Genomic DNA, 17,272 nt, shown 5'->3' on the forward strand with positions numbered 1-17,272 from the left:
GTACGGCAGGCACGATTTTGGTGACCCTGTTGACGACCCAAGGGAACAACGTGCCAGGCAGCTACCAGTGCGGATCAGATTCCCTCGTACGGCTCGTTCGAGCCCGAGTAGAGGATCCTCTGCACAACTCCGGACACCGCGCCGGACGCCGTCAATTCGAGCGTCTCGACCTCTTCGAAGAGAACCGCCAGGGCGACGTCCAACGCGTCCGCTTCACCGGTCACCGTGCCGAAGCTGCTCATCCCTTTCCCGGTTGGGTTCTTGTCACGGGTGAGGGAGACCAGGACTCCCGGGCGGGTCAGGGTACCGCCCATTCCAAGTCTGGCGGCGACATATTCGTACGATCGCTCGCGTTCGCAGGTGATATGCAGAGCGCGCGACGCGTTTCGGAAAGCTTTCGTGTTGAAGGTAAGTTTGGCCGGGTTTCCGTCGATGCGGAGGCGGGCGTTTCTGAGAGTGGGTCGGCCCGGACCGACCGTCTGATAGACAATCTCCGGGATTCTGTCGCCGAGCACCTGCACTTCCAGCTGCTTGTGCCCGCTCTTCAGCCCGGGCTTTTTACGGACTGCCGTTACCGTCAACTCACCGAAAGCGGCGACCACGCCACGGCGACCACGTCGCTTCTTCTCGAAGAATGGGGTCAACTCAAACTGATATTCTGCCACGATCGCTCCCATAGGGGTGAACTCTCCCCGTCAATCAAACCAGTTCATGGGGTTGGCTGCCTTGGCGACGGCCCGGGCGCCGTGTGCGAGGCCCTCTCCGGCCTTCGAAGCCGCGTCGTCGGCCCACTCGACCGCCTGGCCTGTACCTGCCTTGATGTCGTCCCAGTGGTCGACGACCTCGGCTCCTGCGTAGATCAGGCCGGTGCCGATGGTCAGGCCCACCGTAACCGGGTTCGGTGCGATCATCGCCGCAGTCAGGGATGCATTGAAGCCGAGTTCCGCCACATCCGCGACGTATCCGGCGCCCTTCTTCTTGTACGCCTCCCGTGGATTTCCCTGGGCCCAGACGTTGGCAGCGCTGATACCTGTCGCGATGAGGCCTCCGCCGATGCCCGCATAGCGGATGAAGCCTCCGGCTCTGGCGGCTGCGCCGACTCCTTTGAGGAAGGGGGATGCTGTCTTTCCCGCTGCGATGACGGCGGGCCTTGCGTTGTTGAGTTTTTGGATATACGACGCCGAGCGGAAGACCCTCAAGAGGTTCACTTGCCCGGCACGGCTGACCAGTGCTTCGGAGTGGGTCACCCCGCCGTAGGCCATCGCCAGCTCATCGGATCCCACGAGGAAGTCGATTCCCTTGGCCACCATGGGGGAATTCACTACTGGGAGCGCGCGGAACCCGTTCCACGCCTGGCTGAGCAGATCGGCTCGTCGTCCCGCGGTGAAGGGGATCCTGCTGGCTCTCTGGTAGAGCGTGCTTCTGCTGAAGAGGTTGCCGAGTTGGCCGGGGAGCCAACTGCCCGGTGCGCTGAGAGAGCGCAGTTCACCGGCGGGGAGTTCACGAAGACTGGCGGCGGCCCAGTTGCGGGCTCTGCCTCCGTTCTCCCACCACTCGGAGTTCACGACTTCCCGAAGTACTCCGTTGTACCAGGAGTTCTTGAACAGGACCTGTGACATGCCGGCGCCCACCAACATGGTGGTGCCGCCGATCTTGATGACATTTGTGACGTCACCGACGTCGTTGAGGAACTCTTCGATGTCCTCTGCGGGGATTCGATCGAGGCCGGGCACCTTGGCCAGGTAGTGCGCCTCGATGCGGGCCAGCCAGTCACTGTACGTTTCCCGGTCACCGCGTTCGAAGAGTTGGTCCTCTCGGGCCACTGCCGCGCGCTTGCGGAGATCGGGCGCGGTCTCGGCAGCCCAGCTCCGCATCGGCCTGAGACGGGTCACCTTTTCGGAGACGCCGAGGGCGGCCGCCCGGGTGAAGGCCTCGTCGAGCTTGTCGACCACTCCGCCACGACCGTCGATCAGCTTGGCGAGCTGGTCGAGGTCATCGGGATTCACCATGCGCATGTGGTTGCCCATCGTCGGTCTCGGAGCCGCGGGTCCGGCGCTCTTCACGTTTCGCCGGTCAGCGGTTGACGGCCTGGATCTCCTGGACGACGACGTCCTGGTCGGCGCCGAACGTTCCGTTCGGAAGGTCGCCGCCCTGTCCTGTCGTGCTCGTCCAGCTGATCTTCCAGGTGATGGTCGCCTGGAGCTTGTACGAGCCGTTGCCGGAGGAACGTAGGTACTTCACCCCGCACGAGGGAGTCTCGCCGGCCTTGCCCTTGGCGTACGGCTCGCCGATCTTCCCGTCGTGGATCTCGCATTCACCGGAGGCCGGATAGGTGAGCGCGTCGCCCGTGCCCGGAGTGATCTTCAGCGAGACCGGCTCGGCAGTGGTCGTAGCGCTGAGACCGAGCAGCGGAACGGAAGCCGTGACGGACACCGGCTTGAACTTGGCCGTGTCCAGCCACGCCCAGGTCGGCAGGTTCACCTTCGTGGTGCCCGCCGGGGCGAGGTCGACCTTCGTCGACGGGACACGGATCTCGGCGTATGCGAGCTGGGCGAGCGTCTCAGCGGTGATGGCCTGTGGTACGTCGGCCGGGGGCGCGTCACCTGTGTCGACCCAGAAGGGTTCCTTGTCGCAGTCCTGGGCGTGCGGGTCCGCTTCCCGCCCCTCGGTGACATACGAGTCCCACCAATAGCCCTTGCCGGTCTTGTCCTTGTTGAAGTCCTTGTACGGGTCTCCATTGACGAAGTAGTTCTGGGAGGACACGATCCACTCGTTGCTGGGGGCGCTGCTCGACCACACCTGGCGCATCTGCGCCTCGATCTCCTTGGGCGTGTACTTCGGCGCGTAGTAGCAGGCGGGTGGCGTCCAGGTGGTGGATGAAGTCACTGCTCCGGCCGACTCGCCGCTGCCGTTCTTCGCACGGTCGAAGACGACCGCGCCGGAGACCGCTGCAGAGACGGTGTCTCCGTCGGCCTTGGCCGATGCGTCGGAGTCGGCTTCGGTCACGGACGGGGCAGGTCCCGTGATCGCCTCTGCGATATTCGGAGTGCCTGCCGCGGTCAGAGCCAGAAAGGCGATGATGCCCGTCCGAAGCGGTGTGATCAGCCCCCGCACTGCTCGTGTCCCCTCTTGGTGTACAGGCCGGTGGTCTGCCAGACGCCGTCGTCGTTCTTCACCAAGCGCGTGTTGTAAAGGGTGTACGGACTCTCGCCGGTCGAGGACTTGTCCACCTTGCCGGTCTTCCTGTCCTTGTTGAAGGCCTTGCTGTCGTCCGAGCAGTAGATGACGACGGCCGTCTTCTTGTCGCGAAGCGTCACCCGAGGATCGAAATAGCGGATGGTCCCCGCCCAGGAGATGTTGGCGTCAAGCCACGCCTGGACCCACTTGACTTCGCTGACGAGTGCATCGTCCTGGTAGTAGAAGGCGAGCGCCTTCGACTTCGTATCGCCTCGGGCGATGGCGTCGTCAACCGAGTTGAGTGCCTGCTCCGCGTCGGCCAGAGCGGCATCCTTCGTGGCGTCGCCGGTCTTCCAGTCCTCGAAGACCTTCTTCATGTCCGTGGGCAGCGTGACGGCCGGCCGGTCTGCGGAGTCCGTAGGATTCGCACTCTGCGAAGCCGAGGGCGATGATTCGTCACCGGCATCCGCCCCCGCGATCTCGTCATCGCCCTTGGAGCTGCCGTCGCCGCTCCCGCAGGCGGACAGCGTCAAGACCGCGACGGCGGTCAGCGCGGCGGCTGCAAGGATGGCGGGACGGCGGTTCACGGATGACTCCTGGTGGGGCGACGGTGGTCACAGGTCTACCAACGCTATCGGCGCACCCATGGCAACACCAGGCGGGTTTACGTCAAGCCCAGCAGACTGACGGCGACAAACCGTGGCAGAAGTGCACACCGTTCGGGACTCGGAGTGAATAGCGTTTCGGAACGCAACGCGGCCTGTGAACTTGGATCGCCGCAGCGGCCCTGCCCGCCTGGGCCGACAAGCTGCCGTTCCCGGTAGAGCCCAAGCTCTGATATCCGCGAGCCGGCCGGTGTCCGTCAGGCGGACCGGTACATGCCCTCGCTGTCGTCGCGGGCCCACGCCGCGTACTCCTCGAAGCCCAGGTTGCCGATGCTCAGGTTGGCGTGGACGTCGTGGACGCCTGCCGGTGTGGTGCGGAACTCGGTGCCGAACGCGGTCAGTTGCCCGTAGTCCTCGTCGTCCACGCACTCCTCGCGCGTGAGGGTGGTGATCGCGAGCAGCGGGTGGCTCACGGACCGCATGGTCGTCCGGTCGGCCAGGAACACCACGGCGAGGCTCTCGTCGGCGGAGACCGCGGGGAGTATCTCGTCGGCCGCCGCATCCGCCCAGGCCGGGTCGTCGACGAAGTGGACGCATGCCTCGTACGCGCCGTCTCCCCACGGCGCCAACAATGCCGCCCTCACGTCCTGCCACGCGCGGTCGTCATCGTAGGCGGTCCTGACGACCAAGGCGTCGAACTCGTTTCGGCCGGTGATGGCGGGCAACGTTCTCATAGTGCGCTTCTCTTCAGCTCTCTTCGGCAAAGCTCGGTGACAGTGCCCGACTGTCTCATGCCGGACAGGCCTGGCCGCCTGGTCCGGGAACTGGTCGTGCGGGTAGTGGCCGGCACCCTCGATCATCTTGAGGTAACCCAGGCCGGGCGGCAGGGCGTCGACGATCGCCGAGCCCTCGCTGTGCGGGTCGGCCCAGTGGGCGGGCTACACGCCGAGGTAGGCCACGTCGTGGTACGAACGCCAGAGCCGCGCGCTGCCGAACAGGCCCGTGCCGAGCAGCCGCAGCATGCCCTGCCGGAAGCGCTTGACCCGTAGGTCGCCGAAGCGCATCGACTGCTTGCGGGTGAACGGCGCCAGCTCGACGACGGCGGTGATCAGCGAGGGCTCCTGCGCCGCGGCGATGGTGGCGGCGCCGCCGGAAATGGAGTGGCCGACGGGTACGGCGGGGCGTGATGGTCAAGGGCGGGAAGAAGCAGAGTCGGGTTCGCGGCCGTCGGTCAGAAGGGTGCCCCCCGGCCGCCCGCTTCTTGGTCAGTGTCGTGCCTCCGTGAGCCGAGTAAAGGGCGCTCCCGCTCCGCTGCGCTCCGCGTCCGCGTCGGCTGGCGCCGATCGGCCTTCGGCCGACCCTTGACTCGGCTCACTCCGGCACGGGGAAGAAGCGAGCGGGCGGCCGGGAAGGGTGGGGTGGGGCTTGCGTGGGATGGCCCTCAGGTGGGTTGTGAGGGGGCCCTTGGCCGGGGAGGGCGCGGGATGGTGGGGGCCCAGCTTGCAGTTCGGGGGCTGCCCGAAGGCTGCGGGGGTGCGCCCCGGCGATGTTCGTCGACGTCGGCCGTGTCCGGGGTGGACGAGTCGTCCCGGGCGGGTGCGGGTGGCGAGTGAGGGAGCCTCTCCCTTGCCAGTGCTCGTTCCCGCTCGGGGGAGGGGCGTGAGGGTCAGGGTCGGTCGGAGGCTCGGGAGGTGACGTGCTGGACGGCGTGGGCGACGAGGTCGGGCTGGGCGACGTAGATGTAGTGGTCGCTCTTGGTGGCGACGCTCAGGCTGCTGTTGGTGGAGAGGGCGAGCCAGGCGCGCTCGCCGTCGGCCCAGGCGCGTTCCAGGGCCGGTCCGTAGGTGGGGATGGACTGCGCCAGGTACGGGACCCCGTGCCGGATGACCTCCACCGGGATGTCACCGGCCGGGCGCACCCTTGCGTCGGCGAAGGAGAGCATCTCCGGGTTCTGTCCCTGGCTGACGGCGAGGTACCCGTCGCGCGCCTCGGCACCGGGGCCGGTCGCGGACGCGGGGACGATGCGGGTGAGGTCGGCGGCCATGGTCGACGGGGTGGCGTCGAGCAGGACCAGGCCCCTGACACGGTCCTGGTGTTCGGGGGCGTAGCGGGCGGCGATCAGCCCGCCCAGGGAGTGCCCGACCAGGACGACGGGCTGGTGGCCGGCTACCCGGTCGAGAACGGCGGTCAGCACCTTTCCGGTGCTGTCGATGGTCTGCGGGCTTGCCGGTGCGTCGCTCGCGCCCTCGCCAAGGCGGTCGTAGGAGCAGACCCGGCCCTTCGTGCTGAGCGTCTTCTGTATGCCGCTCAGGCTGTCCAGACCGTCGCCCAGGCCGGCCATCAGTACGACGACCGGTCGATGCGGTGCCGGGCTGCCCGTGCACGACACGTTCACCGAGCGGTCGCCGACCTTGATCTTCGCGGTACCGGTGAACAGGCTGCCGCTGCGTTTCGCGACCGTGGCCGCGGCGGCCGGTTCCGGGCTGCCCGAACGGCTCTGCTGCACCATGGCCGCAGCGGAGGACGCCTGGGGAAGGCCGGTGAGAGCGGCGCCCGTCACGGCGCAGAGCAGGGCGGTCGTGGCGGTGGCGGTCCTTGTTGTGCGGAACACGGGGCTCTCCAGGAGATCGGGGGAACGGCATCGGATGCCAGCAGCCACAAGACGCTTGAGGCGAAGGGTTTCTGGCGATGCGTCAGAGACTAGGTACGACGCCCAGGACCGCGCCAACAGGCTGACTCCAGTCCGCCCCGGGGGAAAGCCCCACCCTCCGACAGGGCTTTAGCACGACCTACTTGGCAGCATCGGGCAGTCGGCTGGCACTGGTCCCGTGCTCTGAAGTGGTGTCAGGACGTGGACTCGTCCCGCAGGAACCGGGAGACCTCGGTGAAGTCGGCCATGGGCAGGCCTTCGGCGGCGAGTAGGCCGACCTGGATCAACACCGCGGCCTGGTCCCAGTGGATCCGTTCGCTCGCCATCAGGCCGTCGCGGAATTTGACCACCACGACCAGCGGCACTTCGACGGCCCGTCCGGTCGGGGCGAGTCCGGGCAGCAGGAACGGGACCTCCTGGTCATGAGTCATCCGCATGATGATCTCCTCGACAAGGAAGTCGCCGCCCACGGACCGGTCCACCGTCTCAGTGACGGTGTTCTGCGGAATGCCCGGAATGAAGACGTCGCGGTAGTAACCCCGCAGGTATTCCTTGCCGACACCGCCGCTCATCGTCGGCAGATGCATCACGCTGGCGTCCTCGACCATGGTGGTCACCGCCAGGTCGGCGTCCTTGACGACGAACTCGTACGCCGTGTGCTGCTCCCACAAGGCGACCATTTCCTCTTGGTTCACGATGTCTCCTTCAAGGATCCGTCCCATCGGCGGGGCTCCTCGCTGATCAGCCCCAGCCGGGCAACGAACACCTCCACGGACAGGATGCGGTCCCGGTGGCCGGGCCGCCGCATGCCACTCGATCGACACGTGGTGACTCGGCTTGTCGAAGAGGAGCCCGCGGGGAACAACGGGGACCGGCTCGGGAGCGTTTCTCGGTGGCTGCGGGGGTGCGCCCGGGAGGGGGTCGTCGTGGTGTGTGGTTCTCCTCGGTTCGTTCAAGTGGCGTTTGAAGTGGGGAAGTTGACTCGGCTTCGAGCAGAGGAGGATCATCCGCTTCCGGGCGCCGACGGGTGGAGCCCCGCGTAGGGCGCGGGGCCGTGCGCGGAGCGGTGCGGGCGATGAACCGATGTCCCGTCGTACGCATCCTCCATTCCGCCATTTGATCCTCCGAGGTTCGGGGACTTTTTCATGAGTACAGGGAATTCCAGACGTCCGGTCCTGCTGACGGCCGTCGCCGCGCTCGCTGTCGCGGGTGGGGTGGCCGTGCCGGTGCCGGCGCTGGCCGACGGTGGGGCCGGGGACGCGACGGCCACGTTGCAGCAGGAGTTCGCGGCTGCCGCCGACGCGTACCACGTGCCGCGTCAGGTGCTGCTGGCGGTGGCGTACCAGGAGTCGGCCTGGGACACGCACGCCGGGGAGTACAGCACGGACGGCGGCTACGGGCCGATGCATCTGACGGACGTCACCCCGGCGATGATGGCCGGCGGCGACGCGGGTGCGGCGGGGCGTGCGGATCTGGGGAAGCTGGCCGCCGATCCGGCGCTGCACACCCTGCGGGCGGCGGCGAAGCTGACCGGGCTGTCGGCCGAGGAGCTGCGCGAGGATCCGTCGGCCAACATCCGTGGCGGTGCGGCGCTGCTCGCGTCGTATCAGAAGGATGTCATCGGGTCCGTCTCCGCTGATCCGGGCAACTGGTATGCGGCGGTGGCCCGTTACAGCCAGGCGGACGATCGGCAGGGCGCGGCGGCCTTCGCCGGGCGGGTGTTCGCGACCATCGAGAAGGGGGTCGGCCGTACGACGGCCGAGGGCGAGCACGTACGGCTGGCGGCCGACAGCGATGTCGAGCCGGTCACCGGTCAGTTGAAGGCCCTGGACCTGAAGTCGGCGGACACGACGGAGACCGAGTGCCCGGCGACCGTCGCGTGCACCTTCGTGCCGGCGGCCGCGTCCAACGGGCAGGTGTCCAACCGGCCCGCCAACGGCATCCGGATCGACAGCATCGTCATCCATGACACGGAGACGTCGTACGACACCGCCGTCAGCCTCTTCCAGCAGGCGGGCGGCTCGGCCGCGCACTACGTCATGCGGTCCTCCGACGGCGCGGTGACGCAGATGGTGCCCACGAAGGACCTCGCCTTCCACGCGGGCAACTACTCCACCAACATGCACTCGATCGGCATCGAGCACGAGGGGTACGCCGCGCACGGCGGCACCTGGTACACGGAGGCGCAGTACGAGGCCACGGCCGACCTGGTGAAGTACCTGGCCGGGCGGTTCGGCATACCGCTGGACCGGCAGCACATCATCGGGCACGACAACGTCGCCGGGCCGAAGTCGTCCCTCGTGTCCGGCATGCACTGGGACCCGGGTCCGTCCTGGGACTGGAACCACCTGATGAGCCTGCTCGGCGTGCACACCGGGCGGCACGGGGTCGGACCCGTCGGCTCGGTGGTCACCATCGCCCCGCGGTTCGCCGACAACACGCAGACCGTGCAGATCTGCCCGTCCGACGACCCGACCGGCGCCACCACCGCGTGCACCGAGACCCCGCAGCCGTCGAACTTCGTCTACCTGCGCACCGAACCCAGCGACACCGCGCCCCTCTTCGGGGACCAGGCGCTGCACCCCGGCGCGGCCGGCACCGACCGGATCAACGACTGGGGCAGCACGGCGGCGGCCGGACAGCAGTTCGTCGTCGCCGGGCAGGACGGTGACTGGACGGCCGTCTGGTACGGCGGGTCGAAGGTGTGGTTCTTCAACCCGCACGGGTGCAACACCGCGCCCGCCCACGGGGTGAAGGTGATCTCGGCCGCCGGGACCTCCCCGGTCGCGGTGTACGGCTCCAGCTACCCGGACGCCGCCGAGTACCCGGCGGGTCTCTCGCCCTCGACGCAGGCGCCGCTCAGCATGTACACCGTCCCGGCCGGGCAGGCCTACGTGGCCACCGTGGCGCCGTCCCTCACGGACGACTTCTTCCCCTCCAGCGGTACGGTCGTCACCGGCGCCAAGGCGATGTACACCATCCAGTACAACCACCGCGTCGCCCTCGTGTACGCCTCGGACGTCACGGCCACGGACGTCACGGACTCCACGGACGTCACGGGCTCATGATGTTCAGCCGCTGATCGTGTGGTGCCCAGGGGGTCCAGGCCCCCTGGGCACACTTGTATCCCGGGGCCGGGGCGGCCCGCCCTACTTGAACGCCGCCGCGTTCCGCCCGGCCCACCCCCCGAAGCCCCCCGCAGGCCGCCCCAGCACCGCCTCCACGTCCCCGCTCACCTTCGACTCGGCGGCCAGCGGCTCCCCCAGGACGTCCAGCGTCCCCGTGACCGCCTCCTCCGGCATGAACCGGGTCATCGCGGCGTGGGCCTCCTCGCGGGACAGTTCGACGAGGGTCACCTCCTCGGCCAGCGCCTCCCCGATGGCCCGGACCTGCTCGCGCGGGCTGATCAGCGCGGGGCCGGTGAGCTCGTACGCCCGTCCCCCGTGGCCGTCCTCGCGGAGGGCCGCCGCCGCGACCGCCGCGATGTCCGCCGGGTCCACGACGGGGAGGGCGGTGCCGGCGAAGGGGGCGAAGGCCGTGCGCCGGGTGCGGATGGTCTCGGCCCAGGCGAAGGCGTTGGAGGCGAAGCCGCCGGGGCGCAGGATGGTGAAGTCCAGGCCCGACGCTCGTACCGCCGCCTCGAACGCGCGCAGGCGGGCGTGCGAGGGCGCGTCCGGGCGGGTGGCGCTGACCTGGGAGGAGACCAGGACGACTCGCTCGACGCCGGCGGACACGGCCGTGTCGAGGAGGAGGGTGGGGCTCTCGCCGTGGGCGTTGAGTTCGCCGCCGAGGACGAGGAAGAGGGCGCGTGCCCCGGTGAGTGCCGGACGCATGCTCTCCGCGTTCCCGACATCCGCCCGGATCCAGCGGACGCCGGGCGCGGCGGGCACATCGCGCACGGCGGGCGCATCGGGTGTCGCCGGGCGGTCGCGGCGGGACACCGCCACCACCTCCTCCTCGCCCTCCTGCGCCAGCAGATCCACCAGTGTCCGGCCGATGTTGCCGGTCGCGCCTGTGACGGTGATCATCGTTCCCCCTGAGCAAGCATTAGTAAGTTAGTTGGCTGACTTAGAACTTCGGGACAGAAGCTAGCACGCCCGCCCCCTGCCCTGTCTATAGTTAGTTGGGTGACCAACTCAGTGGATCGGCGGGTGCGGGCCTCGCAGAAGCGGCGGCGGCTGATGGCGGCGGCGGCGCGGGTGCTGCACGAGCAGGGTGTGGAACGGACGACGCTCGCCGACATCGCGCGGGAGGCCGAGGTCCCGGTCGGGAACGTCTACTACTACTTCAAGACCAAGGACGAGCTGGTCCGGGCCGCGCTCACCGAGCACACCGCGCATCTCGACGAACTCACAGGGCGGCTGGACGAGTTGGCGGATCCCCGGGACCGGCTCAAGGGGCTGATCGCGGCCTGGGTCGAGCAGCGTGACGTCGCCGCCCGCTTCGGCTGCCCCACCGGCACCCTGGCCGCCGAGCTCGGCAAGCGGGCCGACGGGACGCTGGACGCGGAGGCCGGCGCGGTGATCCGGCGGCTGCTGGAGTGGGCCGCGCGCCAATTCCGTGAGCTGGGACTCTCGGGCCCGGACACCGAGCCGGACGACCTGGCCCTCACCCTCGTCGCCGGGTACCAGGGCATGTCGCTGCTCGCCCACGCCCTGCGCGACCCGGACGTGACGACCCGCGAGGGCGCCCGGCTGCTGCGCTGGCTCGACGGGCTCAACTGACCGTCACCACGCCCGAATTGCCGGAGGAAACAGGCACCCGGCTGCCAGGATGGCGGGCATGACGACGATCCACGGTGAAGTGGCCGACGGGTTCGAGGGCGTGCGTGAGGCGTTCGCCGCCAACTTCGACGAGCGGGGGGACATCGGGGCCGCCGTGTGCGTGTACCGGGACGGGCGGCCGGTGGTGGATCTGTGGGGCGGGGTCGCCGATCCGGACACCGGGCGGGAGTGGGAGCGGGACACGCTGCAACTCGTGTACTCCGCGACGAAGGGCGTGACGGCCACCGCCGTTCATCTGCTCGCCCAGCGCGGGGAGTTGGACCTGGACGCGCCGGTGGCGGCGTACTGGCCGGAGTTCGGGGTGAACGGCAAGGCGCAGATCCCGGTGCGGTGGTTGCTGTCGCATCGGGCGGGGGTGGTCGGGGTCGAGCCGCCGGTGCCGGTGGACGCGGCGCTGGGCTGGGATCCGATCGTGGACGCGGTCGCCGCGCAGCCGCCGGCGTGGGTGCCGGGGAGTGCGCACGGGTATCACGGGCGGACCTTCGGATGGCTGGTCGGGGAGGTGATCCGGCGGGTGTCGGGGCGTACGCCGGGGCGGTTCGTCGCCGAGGAGATCGCCGGCCCGTTGGGGATCGACTTCTTCATCGGGCTGCCGGACGGTGAGCGGGGGCGGGTGAGCCGGATGGTGTACCAGGAGCCGGCGGTCGATCTCGGCGCCATTCCGCTGGAGGCGATCCCGCCGGAGTTCCGGGAACTCGTCGCCGCCATGCGCGATCCGCGGTCGCTGTACAGCAGGGCCTTCGCCGTGACCGAGCCCGCGGCGATCGACTTCAACTCCCCCGAGGTACAGGCCGCGGAGCTGCCCTCGTCCAACGGGATCGGCACCGCCCGGGGGCTGGCACGGATGTACGCCTCGCTGATCGGGGAGGTGGACGGCGTACGGCTGTTCACCCCGGAGACGGCGGAGTCGGCGGCGGCCGAGCAGGCGGCGGGGATCGACCGGGTGCTGCTGATCCCCAGCCGGTTCGGGACCGGGTACATGCTGCCCACCGAGACCGACCGGATGACCGGCCCGCGCGCCTTCGGCCACCCCGGCCGCGGCGGCTCGCTCGCGTTCGCCGACCCGGAGCACGGGATCGCCTTCGCGTACGTGATGAACCACATCGTCGAGGGCCCGGAGGACACCCGCGCGGCCTCGCTCGTCGACGCCGTAGGGGAGGCGTCGGCACGGGCAGCGCAGGGCTGAGGAAACCGAGCGGGCCGACGGGACGACGGGACGACCGGGTGAACGAGGGGGCACGGGGGTGGGCAAGGCCCGTACCCGGTCCGGATACTGGCCCGCATGGGGGCCATCTACGACGGACTCGGGGTGGGGTACGGGCTGACCCGGCGGCCCGACCCGCGGATCGGGGCACGGGTGCGGGCCGCGCTCGACGGCATGGCGGACGTGGTCAACGTCGGGGCGGGGACGGGGTCGTACGAGCCGGAGCGGACCGTGCTCGCGGTCGAGCCGAGCCTGGTCATGATCGAGCAGCGGCCGCCGGGGGCCGCGCCCGCCGTACGGGGGATCGCCGAGCGGCTTCCGCTGCGGGACGGCGCGGTGGACGCCGTGATGGCCCTGCTCACCGTGCACCACTGGGGTGATCCGGCCGCCGGGATCGCGGAGTTGCGGCGGGTCGCGCGGCGCCGGGTCGTGGTGCTGACCTGGGACCAGCGGATGTTCCGGGAGCGGTTCTGGCTGGTGCGGGACTATCTGCCGGAGGCGGCGGAGTTCGACGACGGCCGGGCGGTCGCCATCACGCGGCTGGCCGAACTGCTCGGCGGGACGGTACGGGTCGAGGTGGTGCCGGTGCCGTACGACTGCGTGGACGGGTTCGGGGCCGCCTTCTGGCGGCGGCCCGAGGCCTATCTCGATCCCCGGGTCCGGGCCGGCATCTCCCTGTTCGCGCAGACCGGTGCGGCCGTTCTCACGCCCGGGCTGCGGCGGCTCGCCGAGGACCTGCAGAGCGGGCGGTGGGCGCGGCGGTACGGCGAACTGCTCGGGCTCGACTCCCTCGACGTGGGGTACCGGCTGCTCGTCGCCGACCTGGCAGGCGGCGGGGCGGGGCCCGGGCGGGGGCGGGGGGGCGGGGGCAATGAGCCTGCCCTGAGAATCCTTTGAAACATTTTCCCCGGCCCACCGCATCAATGAGGTGAGCGGCAGCGCGCCGGGGGCGGGAACGGGGACGGGGAGCTTGGGGATGACTCAGGGGCCGGTGGAGGACTACGCCGAGTTCGCGGCGGCGCGGGCCGGGCACATGTACCGGTCCGCCTGTCTGCTGACCGCCGGGGACACCCACCTCGCGGAGGACCTGGTGCAGGAGGCCCTCGGGCGGATCTACGTCCGCTGGGGGCGGGTCTCCCGGGTCGGCAACCCCGCCGGGTACGCGCAGACGGTCCTCACCCGGACCTTTCTCGCGCACCGGCGGCGGTTCAGCAACCGGGAGCGGATCAGGGACTCGTTTCCCGAGGCGGCCGACGCCGACGCCGATCCCTCGCTGCGGCTGACCCTCCTCGACGCCCTCGCGCAGCTGCCCGCCAAGGACCGGGCCGTCGTCGTCCTGCGGTACTGGGAGGACCGGTCGATCCACGAGACCGCGGACGCGCTCAACGTGAGTTCGGCCGCCGTCCGCACGCGGTGCGTACGGGCCCTGGCCCGGCTGCGTGAACTCCTGGGCGAGGACCTCGCCGAGTACGCCCGTTCCTGACCTCAACCTTGTGGAAACGGTGGTTCGTCATGCCCGTCGAGCAGCAGCACAGCGACAACGACAGCACCGGTGACAGCGACCCGTTCGAACGCGAGCTGGCCGCCGCCCTGCGGCACGCCGGCGGCGCCTTCGAGACCGACCGGGTCACGCTCGCCGCCGCCGGGGCGGCCCGGGGGCGGCGGTTGCGGCTGCGGCGCCGGACCGCCGTACTGGGCGGCGCCGCGGGTGTCGCGCTCGCCGGCGTGGGCGGTGCGCTGGCGGTGTCCTGGGGCGGCTCGTCGTCCGTCGCACGGCCGCCGGCCTCCGTGAGTACGACCCCGCGCCCCACGTCCTCCCCCGGCGACCGGGCCGTCACCTCCGACGAGATGATCAGCACGCTGGAAAGGCTGCTGCCCGCAGGGAAGTTCGGCAAGGCCGAGGGCCGCGGGGCCGACCGGAGCGAGCCGCACTCGGTGCCGTACGCGCAGGTCGTGTACGACGACGGGCACGGCGCCGCCGCCATCAGCGTCGTCGTACAGAAGGTGCAACCCGGCGGGGACGACGCCCGGCAGGCCGTCCGGTGCCCCGACAAGGTCTATACGCCGTACGACAGTTGCACGACCAGCCATCTGCCCGACTCGTCCGTCGTCGCGGTGGTCAAGGGGTACGAGTACCCGGACCGGCGCGTGGAGACCAAGCTCTGGACCGCGAACCTCATCACCCCGGACGGCCACCAGGTGTCGGTGAGCGAGTGGAACGCCGCCGCCGAGAAGGGCGCGCCGATCACCCGGGACGAACCGCCCTTGTCCGCCGGGCAGTTGACGGTACTCGCGGCGGCGCGGGACTGGCGGGGGATCGCCGACGCCCTGCCGGACGACCCGACGCGGACCGGGTCCCCGACGGAGGAGCCGACCCCGGCCCAGGGCGACGGCAAGGCGATCCGGCAGACCCTCGCCTCGCTGGTCCCGAAGGGGCTGAAGGTCGTGGCGCACGGGAGTGACGACAGCGACCAGTTCACGTACGTCGTCGTCGACGACGGCAGGGGCCGGAGTCTCGTACAGATCAATGTGCAGCCGGACATGGGCGATGTGGCCGGTGACCTGTTCGGCAGCGGGAGCGAGACGCTCGCCGACGGGACGCGGGTCGCCGAGCGGCAGGCGCCCGGGGAGAAGGGCGGCGCCGGGGTCGTCATGTGGACCGTGGACACCCTGCGCACCGACGGTTTCCGGGTGGTCGTCAGCGCCTTCAACTCGGGCTCCCAGCAGACCGCCGCCACCCGCACCGCCCCGGCCCTGACCATGAAGCAGCTGCGCGCCATCGCCCTCAGCCCGAAGTGGCGGCCGTAGCGCCGCCCTGCGGAACCTCCCGGGCGGGGCGGGAGTTAGCCTCGGGGGATCACGGCAGACCAGCAGGAGGCAGACATGGCGAGGGTTCCCAGTTCGGTGATCGCCGCGAGCGGGCTCGTCGGCGGGTACGGGGTGGCCCGGTGGACGAAGAAGCGGCCGCTGGGCGGAGCCGTGCTGGCCGTCGCCGGTGCCGCCGCCGCGCAGCAGTGGCGGCAGCAGGCGGGCGGCAAGGCCGCCGGGGCCCTGTCCGCCGCATACCTCGCCGCCTTCGCCGGCTCCCACCCACTGGCCAAGAAGGTCGGCGCCTGGCCCTCCGTCCTCGGCGTGGCCGGCGCGGTGGCCCTGGCCTCCTGGGCCGTCGCGGACCGCCACGCCTGACCCTGTAACGCGCCAGCCCCTGTAACGCGTCACGCGCCAGGGTCACGCATCACGCGTCCGCGCCACGGAATGCCCTCCGATACGCCTGCGGGCTGGTCCCGACCACTCGGCGGAAGCGTTCGCGGAAGGCGGTCGGGGAGCCGAAGCCGGATTGGGTGGCGATGCGTTCGACGGGGTGGCCGGTGGTTTCCAGGAGGTGCTGGGCCCGGCGGACGCGGGCGCGGTGCAGCCACTGCAGGGGCGTCGAGCCGGTCTGGTCGCGGAAGCGGCGGTTGAGGGTGCGGGTGCTCATGCCGGCCCGTGCCGCGACCTCGTCCAGGGTGAGGTCGCGGTCGCAGTTGTCCTCCAGCCAGGCCAGGAGCGGCTCCAGGGTGGCGCCGGCGGGGGCCGGCGGCTGGTCGTGGACGATGAACTGGGCCTGGCCGCCCTCCCGTTCCAGTGGCATGACCGACATCCGGGCGGTGTGCGCGGCGACCGCCGAGCCGTAGTCCGTGCGGACCATGTGCAGGCACATGTCCATGGCCGCCGCCGCGCCCGCCGAGGTCAGGAACTGGCCGTTGTCGACGTAGAGGACGTTCGGGTCGACGTCGATGTCCGGGTGCAGCGCGGCGAGGGTGTCGGCCGCGACCCAGTGGGTGGTGGCGCGCAGCCCGTCGAGGAGGCCGGTGGCCGCGAGGACGAACGCGCCGACGCAGACCGACGCGATCCGGGTGCCGTTCGCCGCCGCCGCGCGCAGGGCGTCGGCGACCTCGGCCGGGAGGACGAACGCGGTATCCGCGACGCCCGGCACGATGATCGTGTCCGCCTCGGCCAGCGCCTCCAGCCCGTACGGCGCCTTGATCGTGAACGCGCCGCCCGCCGCGGTCACCTCCTCCGCCGGCCCGCACACCCGCACCCGGTAGGCGTCCCGGCCGTCGGGCAGCCGGGCCCAGCCGAAGGTGTCGATCGGCACGGTGAAGTCGGAGGGGATGACCTGGTCCAGGACGAGTACGGCGACGGTGTGCATGGCAGGAACGTAGTCGGTCGACGGGTTGGCGCCAATCGTAGGGGGGTGTTCCTGGCCGGTCACGGGGGCGGCTGGCGAGAATCCGTCGGACCGTGGCAGTATCGCCGCTTCTGGGAGATCTTCCCGCCGCCTACGGTCGAGGCCGTGACCAAGTTCCTTCTCGCCGTCCATGTCCTCGCGGCGATCGTCGCCGTCGGCCCCGTCACCGTGGCCGCCAGCATGTTCCCGCCGGCCGCCCGCCGTGTCATCGAGGCACCGGACGACGTCCGGGCCGCCGAGACCCTTCGGCTGCTGCACCGGATATGCCAGGTGTACGCCGTGGTCGGCGTCGCCGTCCCGGTGTTCGGGTTCGCCACGGCGAGCAACATGCACGTGCTGGGCAGCGCCTGGCTGATCGTGTCGATCGCGCTCACCGCCCTCGCGGCCGCCGTCCTCGCCGTACTGGTGCTGCCCCGGCAGAGCGCCCTGGTGGAGGGCGGCACGGACGGCCGTACCCGGCAGGCCACCGTCCGACTCGCGATGTTCACCGGGGTGTTCAACCTGCTCTGGGCCACCGTGACGATCCTGATGATCGTCCGGCCGGGGTCGACGACCGGCGCCTGAACCGGCCCCCGCCCCACCTCCTGCCCCGCCCGCGGTTTCTGTTATCGGGGCCGTGCC

Annotated in this window: 17 protein-coding genes and 1 pseudogene; 8 read left to right on the forward strand and 10 right to left on the reverse strand. The window is 70.4% G+C overall.

Translation table 11 applies throughout. The features are described from left to right. Nucleotides 1–74 precede the first annotated feature (74 nt). The 8 genes and pseudogenes from ACGFZS_RS35345 to ACGFZS_RS35380 all read right to left on the reverse strand — a co-directional run bounded on the left by ACGFZS_RS35345 (nucleotide 75) and on the right by ACGFZS_RS35380 (nucleotide 7,127). On the reverse strand, nucleotides 75–665 hold the full coding sequence (locus ACGFZS_RS35345) for a hypothetical protein (RefSeq protein ID WP_393798519.1): 591 nt from the start codon (nucleotides 663–665) through the stop codon (nucleotides 75–77). 30 nt (nucleotides 666–695) lie between these two features. Then, nucleotides 696–2,027, reverse strand: a complete 1,332-nt coding sequence (locus tag ACGFZS_RS35350) for a PE-PGRS family protein (RefSeq protein ID WP_393798520.1) — start codon at nucleotides 2,025–2,027, stop codon at nucleotides 696–698. Nucleotides 2,028–2,073: 46 nt separating this feature from the next. Then, nucleotides 2,074–3,006 (reverse strand): hypothetical protein, encoded by a 933-nt coding sequence (locus tag ACGFZS_RS35355; RefSeq protein ID WP_393798521.1) that lies wholly within the window; start codon nucleotides 3,004–3,006, stop codon nucleotides 2,074–2,076. 95 nt (nucleotides 3,007–3,101) lie between these two features. Further along, a complete protein-coding gene (locus tag ACGFZS_RS35360) occupies nucleotides 3,102–3,764 on the reverse strand; it encodes a hypothetical protein (protein ID WP_393798522.1) in 663 nt (220 codons plus the stop codon). A gap of 275 nt (nucleotides 3,765–4,039) precedes the next feature. Next, entirely contained in the window at nucleotides 4,040–4,516 is a 477-nt protein-coding gene (locus ACGFZS_RS35365; protein ID WP_393798649.1) for a DUF6924 domain-containing protein, read from the reverse strand. Nucleotides 4,517–4,588: 72 nt separating this feature from the next. Further along, nucleotides 4,589–4,963, reverse strand: a pseudogene (locus ACGFZS_RS35370) (alpha/beta fold hydrolase); the annotation flags it as partial. Between the two features lie 485 nt (nucleotides 4,964–5,448). Then, the gene (locus ACGFZS_RS35375; protein ID WP_393798523.1) at nucleotides 5,449–6,393 is read right to left on the reverse strand and encodes an alpha/beta fold hydrolase; all 945 of its coding nucleotides are present in this window, start codon (nucleotides 6,391–6,393) and stop codon (nucleotides 5,449–5,451) included. A 233-nt stretch (nucleotides 6,394–6,626) separates the two neighbouring features. Beyond that, the gene (locus tag ACGFZS_RS35380; protein WP_393798524.1) at nucleotides 6,627–7,127 is read right to left on the reverse strand and encodes a nuclear transport factor 2 family protein; all 501 of its coding nucleotides are present in this window, start codon (nucleotides 7,125–7,127) and stop codon (nucleotides 6,627–6,629) included. 450 nt (nucleotides 7,128–7,577) lie between these two features. Here ACGFZS_RS35380 and ACGFZS_RS35385 point away from each other — a divergent pair, with 450 nt between their 5' ends. Continuing rightward, complete coding sequence (locus ACGFZS_RS35385; RefSeq protein ID WP_393798525.1) at nucleotides 7,578–9,500, forward strand: N-acetylmuramoyl-L-alanine amidase; 1,923 nt, start codon at nucleotides 7,578–7,580, stop codon at nucleotides 9,498–9,500. 81 nt (nucleotides 9,501–9,581) lie between these two features. Here ACGFZS_RS35385 and ACGFZS_RS35390 read toward each other — a convergent pair whose 3' ends face one another. Further along, the gene (locus ACGFZS_RS35390) at nucleotides 9,582–10,460 is read right to left on the reverse strand and encodes an SDR family oxidoreductase (protein ID WP_393798526.1); all 879 of its coding nucleotides are present in this window, start codon (nucleotides 10,458–10,460) and stop codon (nucleotides 9,582–9,584) included. 153 nt (nucleotides 10,461–10,613) lie between these two features. Here ACGFZS_RS35390 and ACGFZS_RS35395 point away from each other — a divergent pair, with 153 nt between their 5' ends. The 6 genes from ACGFZS_RS35395 (at nucleotide 10,614) to ACGFZS_RS35420 (ending at nucleotide 15,606) form a co-directional block, all read left to right on the forward strand. Next, nucleotides 10,614–11,156 carry a TetR/AcrR family transcriptional regulator gene (locus ACGFZS_RS35395; RefSeq protein ID WP_393798650.1) on the forward strand — a complete coding sequence of 181 codons (543 nt, stop codon included), beginning with the start codon at nucleotides 10,614–10,616 and terminating at the stop codon, nucleotides 11,154–11,156. A gap of 58 nt (nucleotides 11,157–11,214) precedes the next feature. After that, nucleotides 11,215–12,402 carry a serine hydrolase domain-containing protein gene (locus ACGFZS_RS35400; RefSeq protein WP_393798527.1) on the forward strand — a complete coding sequence of 396 codons (1,188 nt, stop codon included), beginning with the start codon at nucleotides 11,215–11,217 and terminating at the stop codon, nucleotides 12,400–12,402. A 96-nt stretch (nucleotides 12,403–12,498) separates the two neighbouring features. After that, on the forward strand, nucleotides 12,499–13,317 hold the full coding sequence (locus tag ACGFZS_RS35405; RefSeq protein ID WP_393798528.1) for a class I SAM-dependent methyltransferase: 819 nt from the start codon (nucleotides 12,499–12,501) through the stop codon (nucleotides 13,315–13,317). Between the two features lie 79 nt (nucleotides 13,318–13,396). Next, entirely contained in the window at nucleotides 13,397–13,903 is a 507-nt protein-coding gene (locus tag ACGFZS_RS35410; RefSeq protein WP_393798529.1) for a SigE family RNA polymerase sigma factor, read from the forward strand. A gap of 29 nt (nucleotides 13,904–13,932) precedes the next feature. Continuing rightward, the gene (locus ACGFZS_RS35415; RefSeq protein ID WP_393798530.1) at nucleotides 13,933–15,228 is read left to right on the forward strand and encodes a hypothetical protein; all 1,296 of its coding nucleotides are present in this window, start codon (nucleotides 13,933–13,935) and stop codon (nucleotides 15,226–15,228) included. Nucleotides 15,229–15,303: 75 nt separating this feature from the next. After that, nucleotides 15,304–15,606 (forward strand): hypothetical protein, encoded by a 303-nt coding sequence (locus tag ACGFZS_RS35420; RefSeq protein ID WP_393660567.1) that lies wholly within the window; start codon nucleotides 15,304–15,306, stop codon nucleotides 15,604–15,606. 49 nt (nucleotides 15,607–15,655) lie between these two features. Here the strand turns inward: ACGFZS_RS35420 and ACGFZS_RS35425 are convergent, their stop codons facing one another. Continuing rightward, the gene (locus ACGFZS_RS35425; protein ID WP_393798531.1) at nucleotides 15,656–16,612 is read right to left on the reverse strand and encodes a GlxA family transcriptional regulator; all 957 of its coding nucleotides are present in this window, start codon (nucleotides 16,610–16,612) and stop codon (nucleotides 15,656–15,658) included. Nucleotides 16,613–16,756: 144 nt separating this feature from the next. Here ACGFZS_RS35425 and ACGFZS_RS35430 point away from each other — a divergent pair, with 144 nt between their 5' ends. Further along, nucleotides 16,757–17,215 (forward strand): hypothetical protein, encoded by a 459-nt coding sequence (locus ACGFZS_RS35430; RefSeq protein ID WP_393798532.1) that lies wholly within the window; start codon nucleotides 16,757–16,759, stop codon nucleotides 17,213–17,215. The last annotated feature ends 57 nt before the right edge of the window (nucleotides 17,216–17,272 follow it).

Source organism: Streptomyces sp. NPDC048288 (assembly GCF_043201555.1).
Classification (GTDB): Bacteria; Actinomycetota; Actinomycetes; order Streptomycetales; family Streptomycetaceae; genus Streptomyces.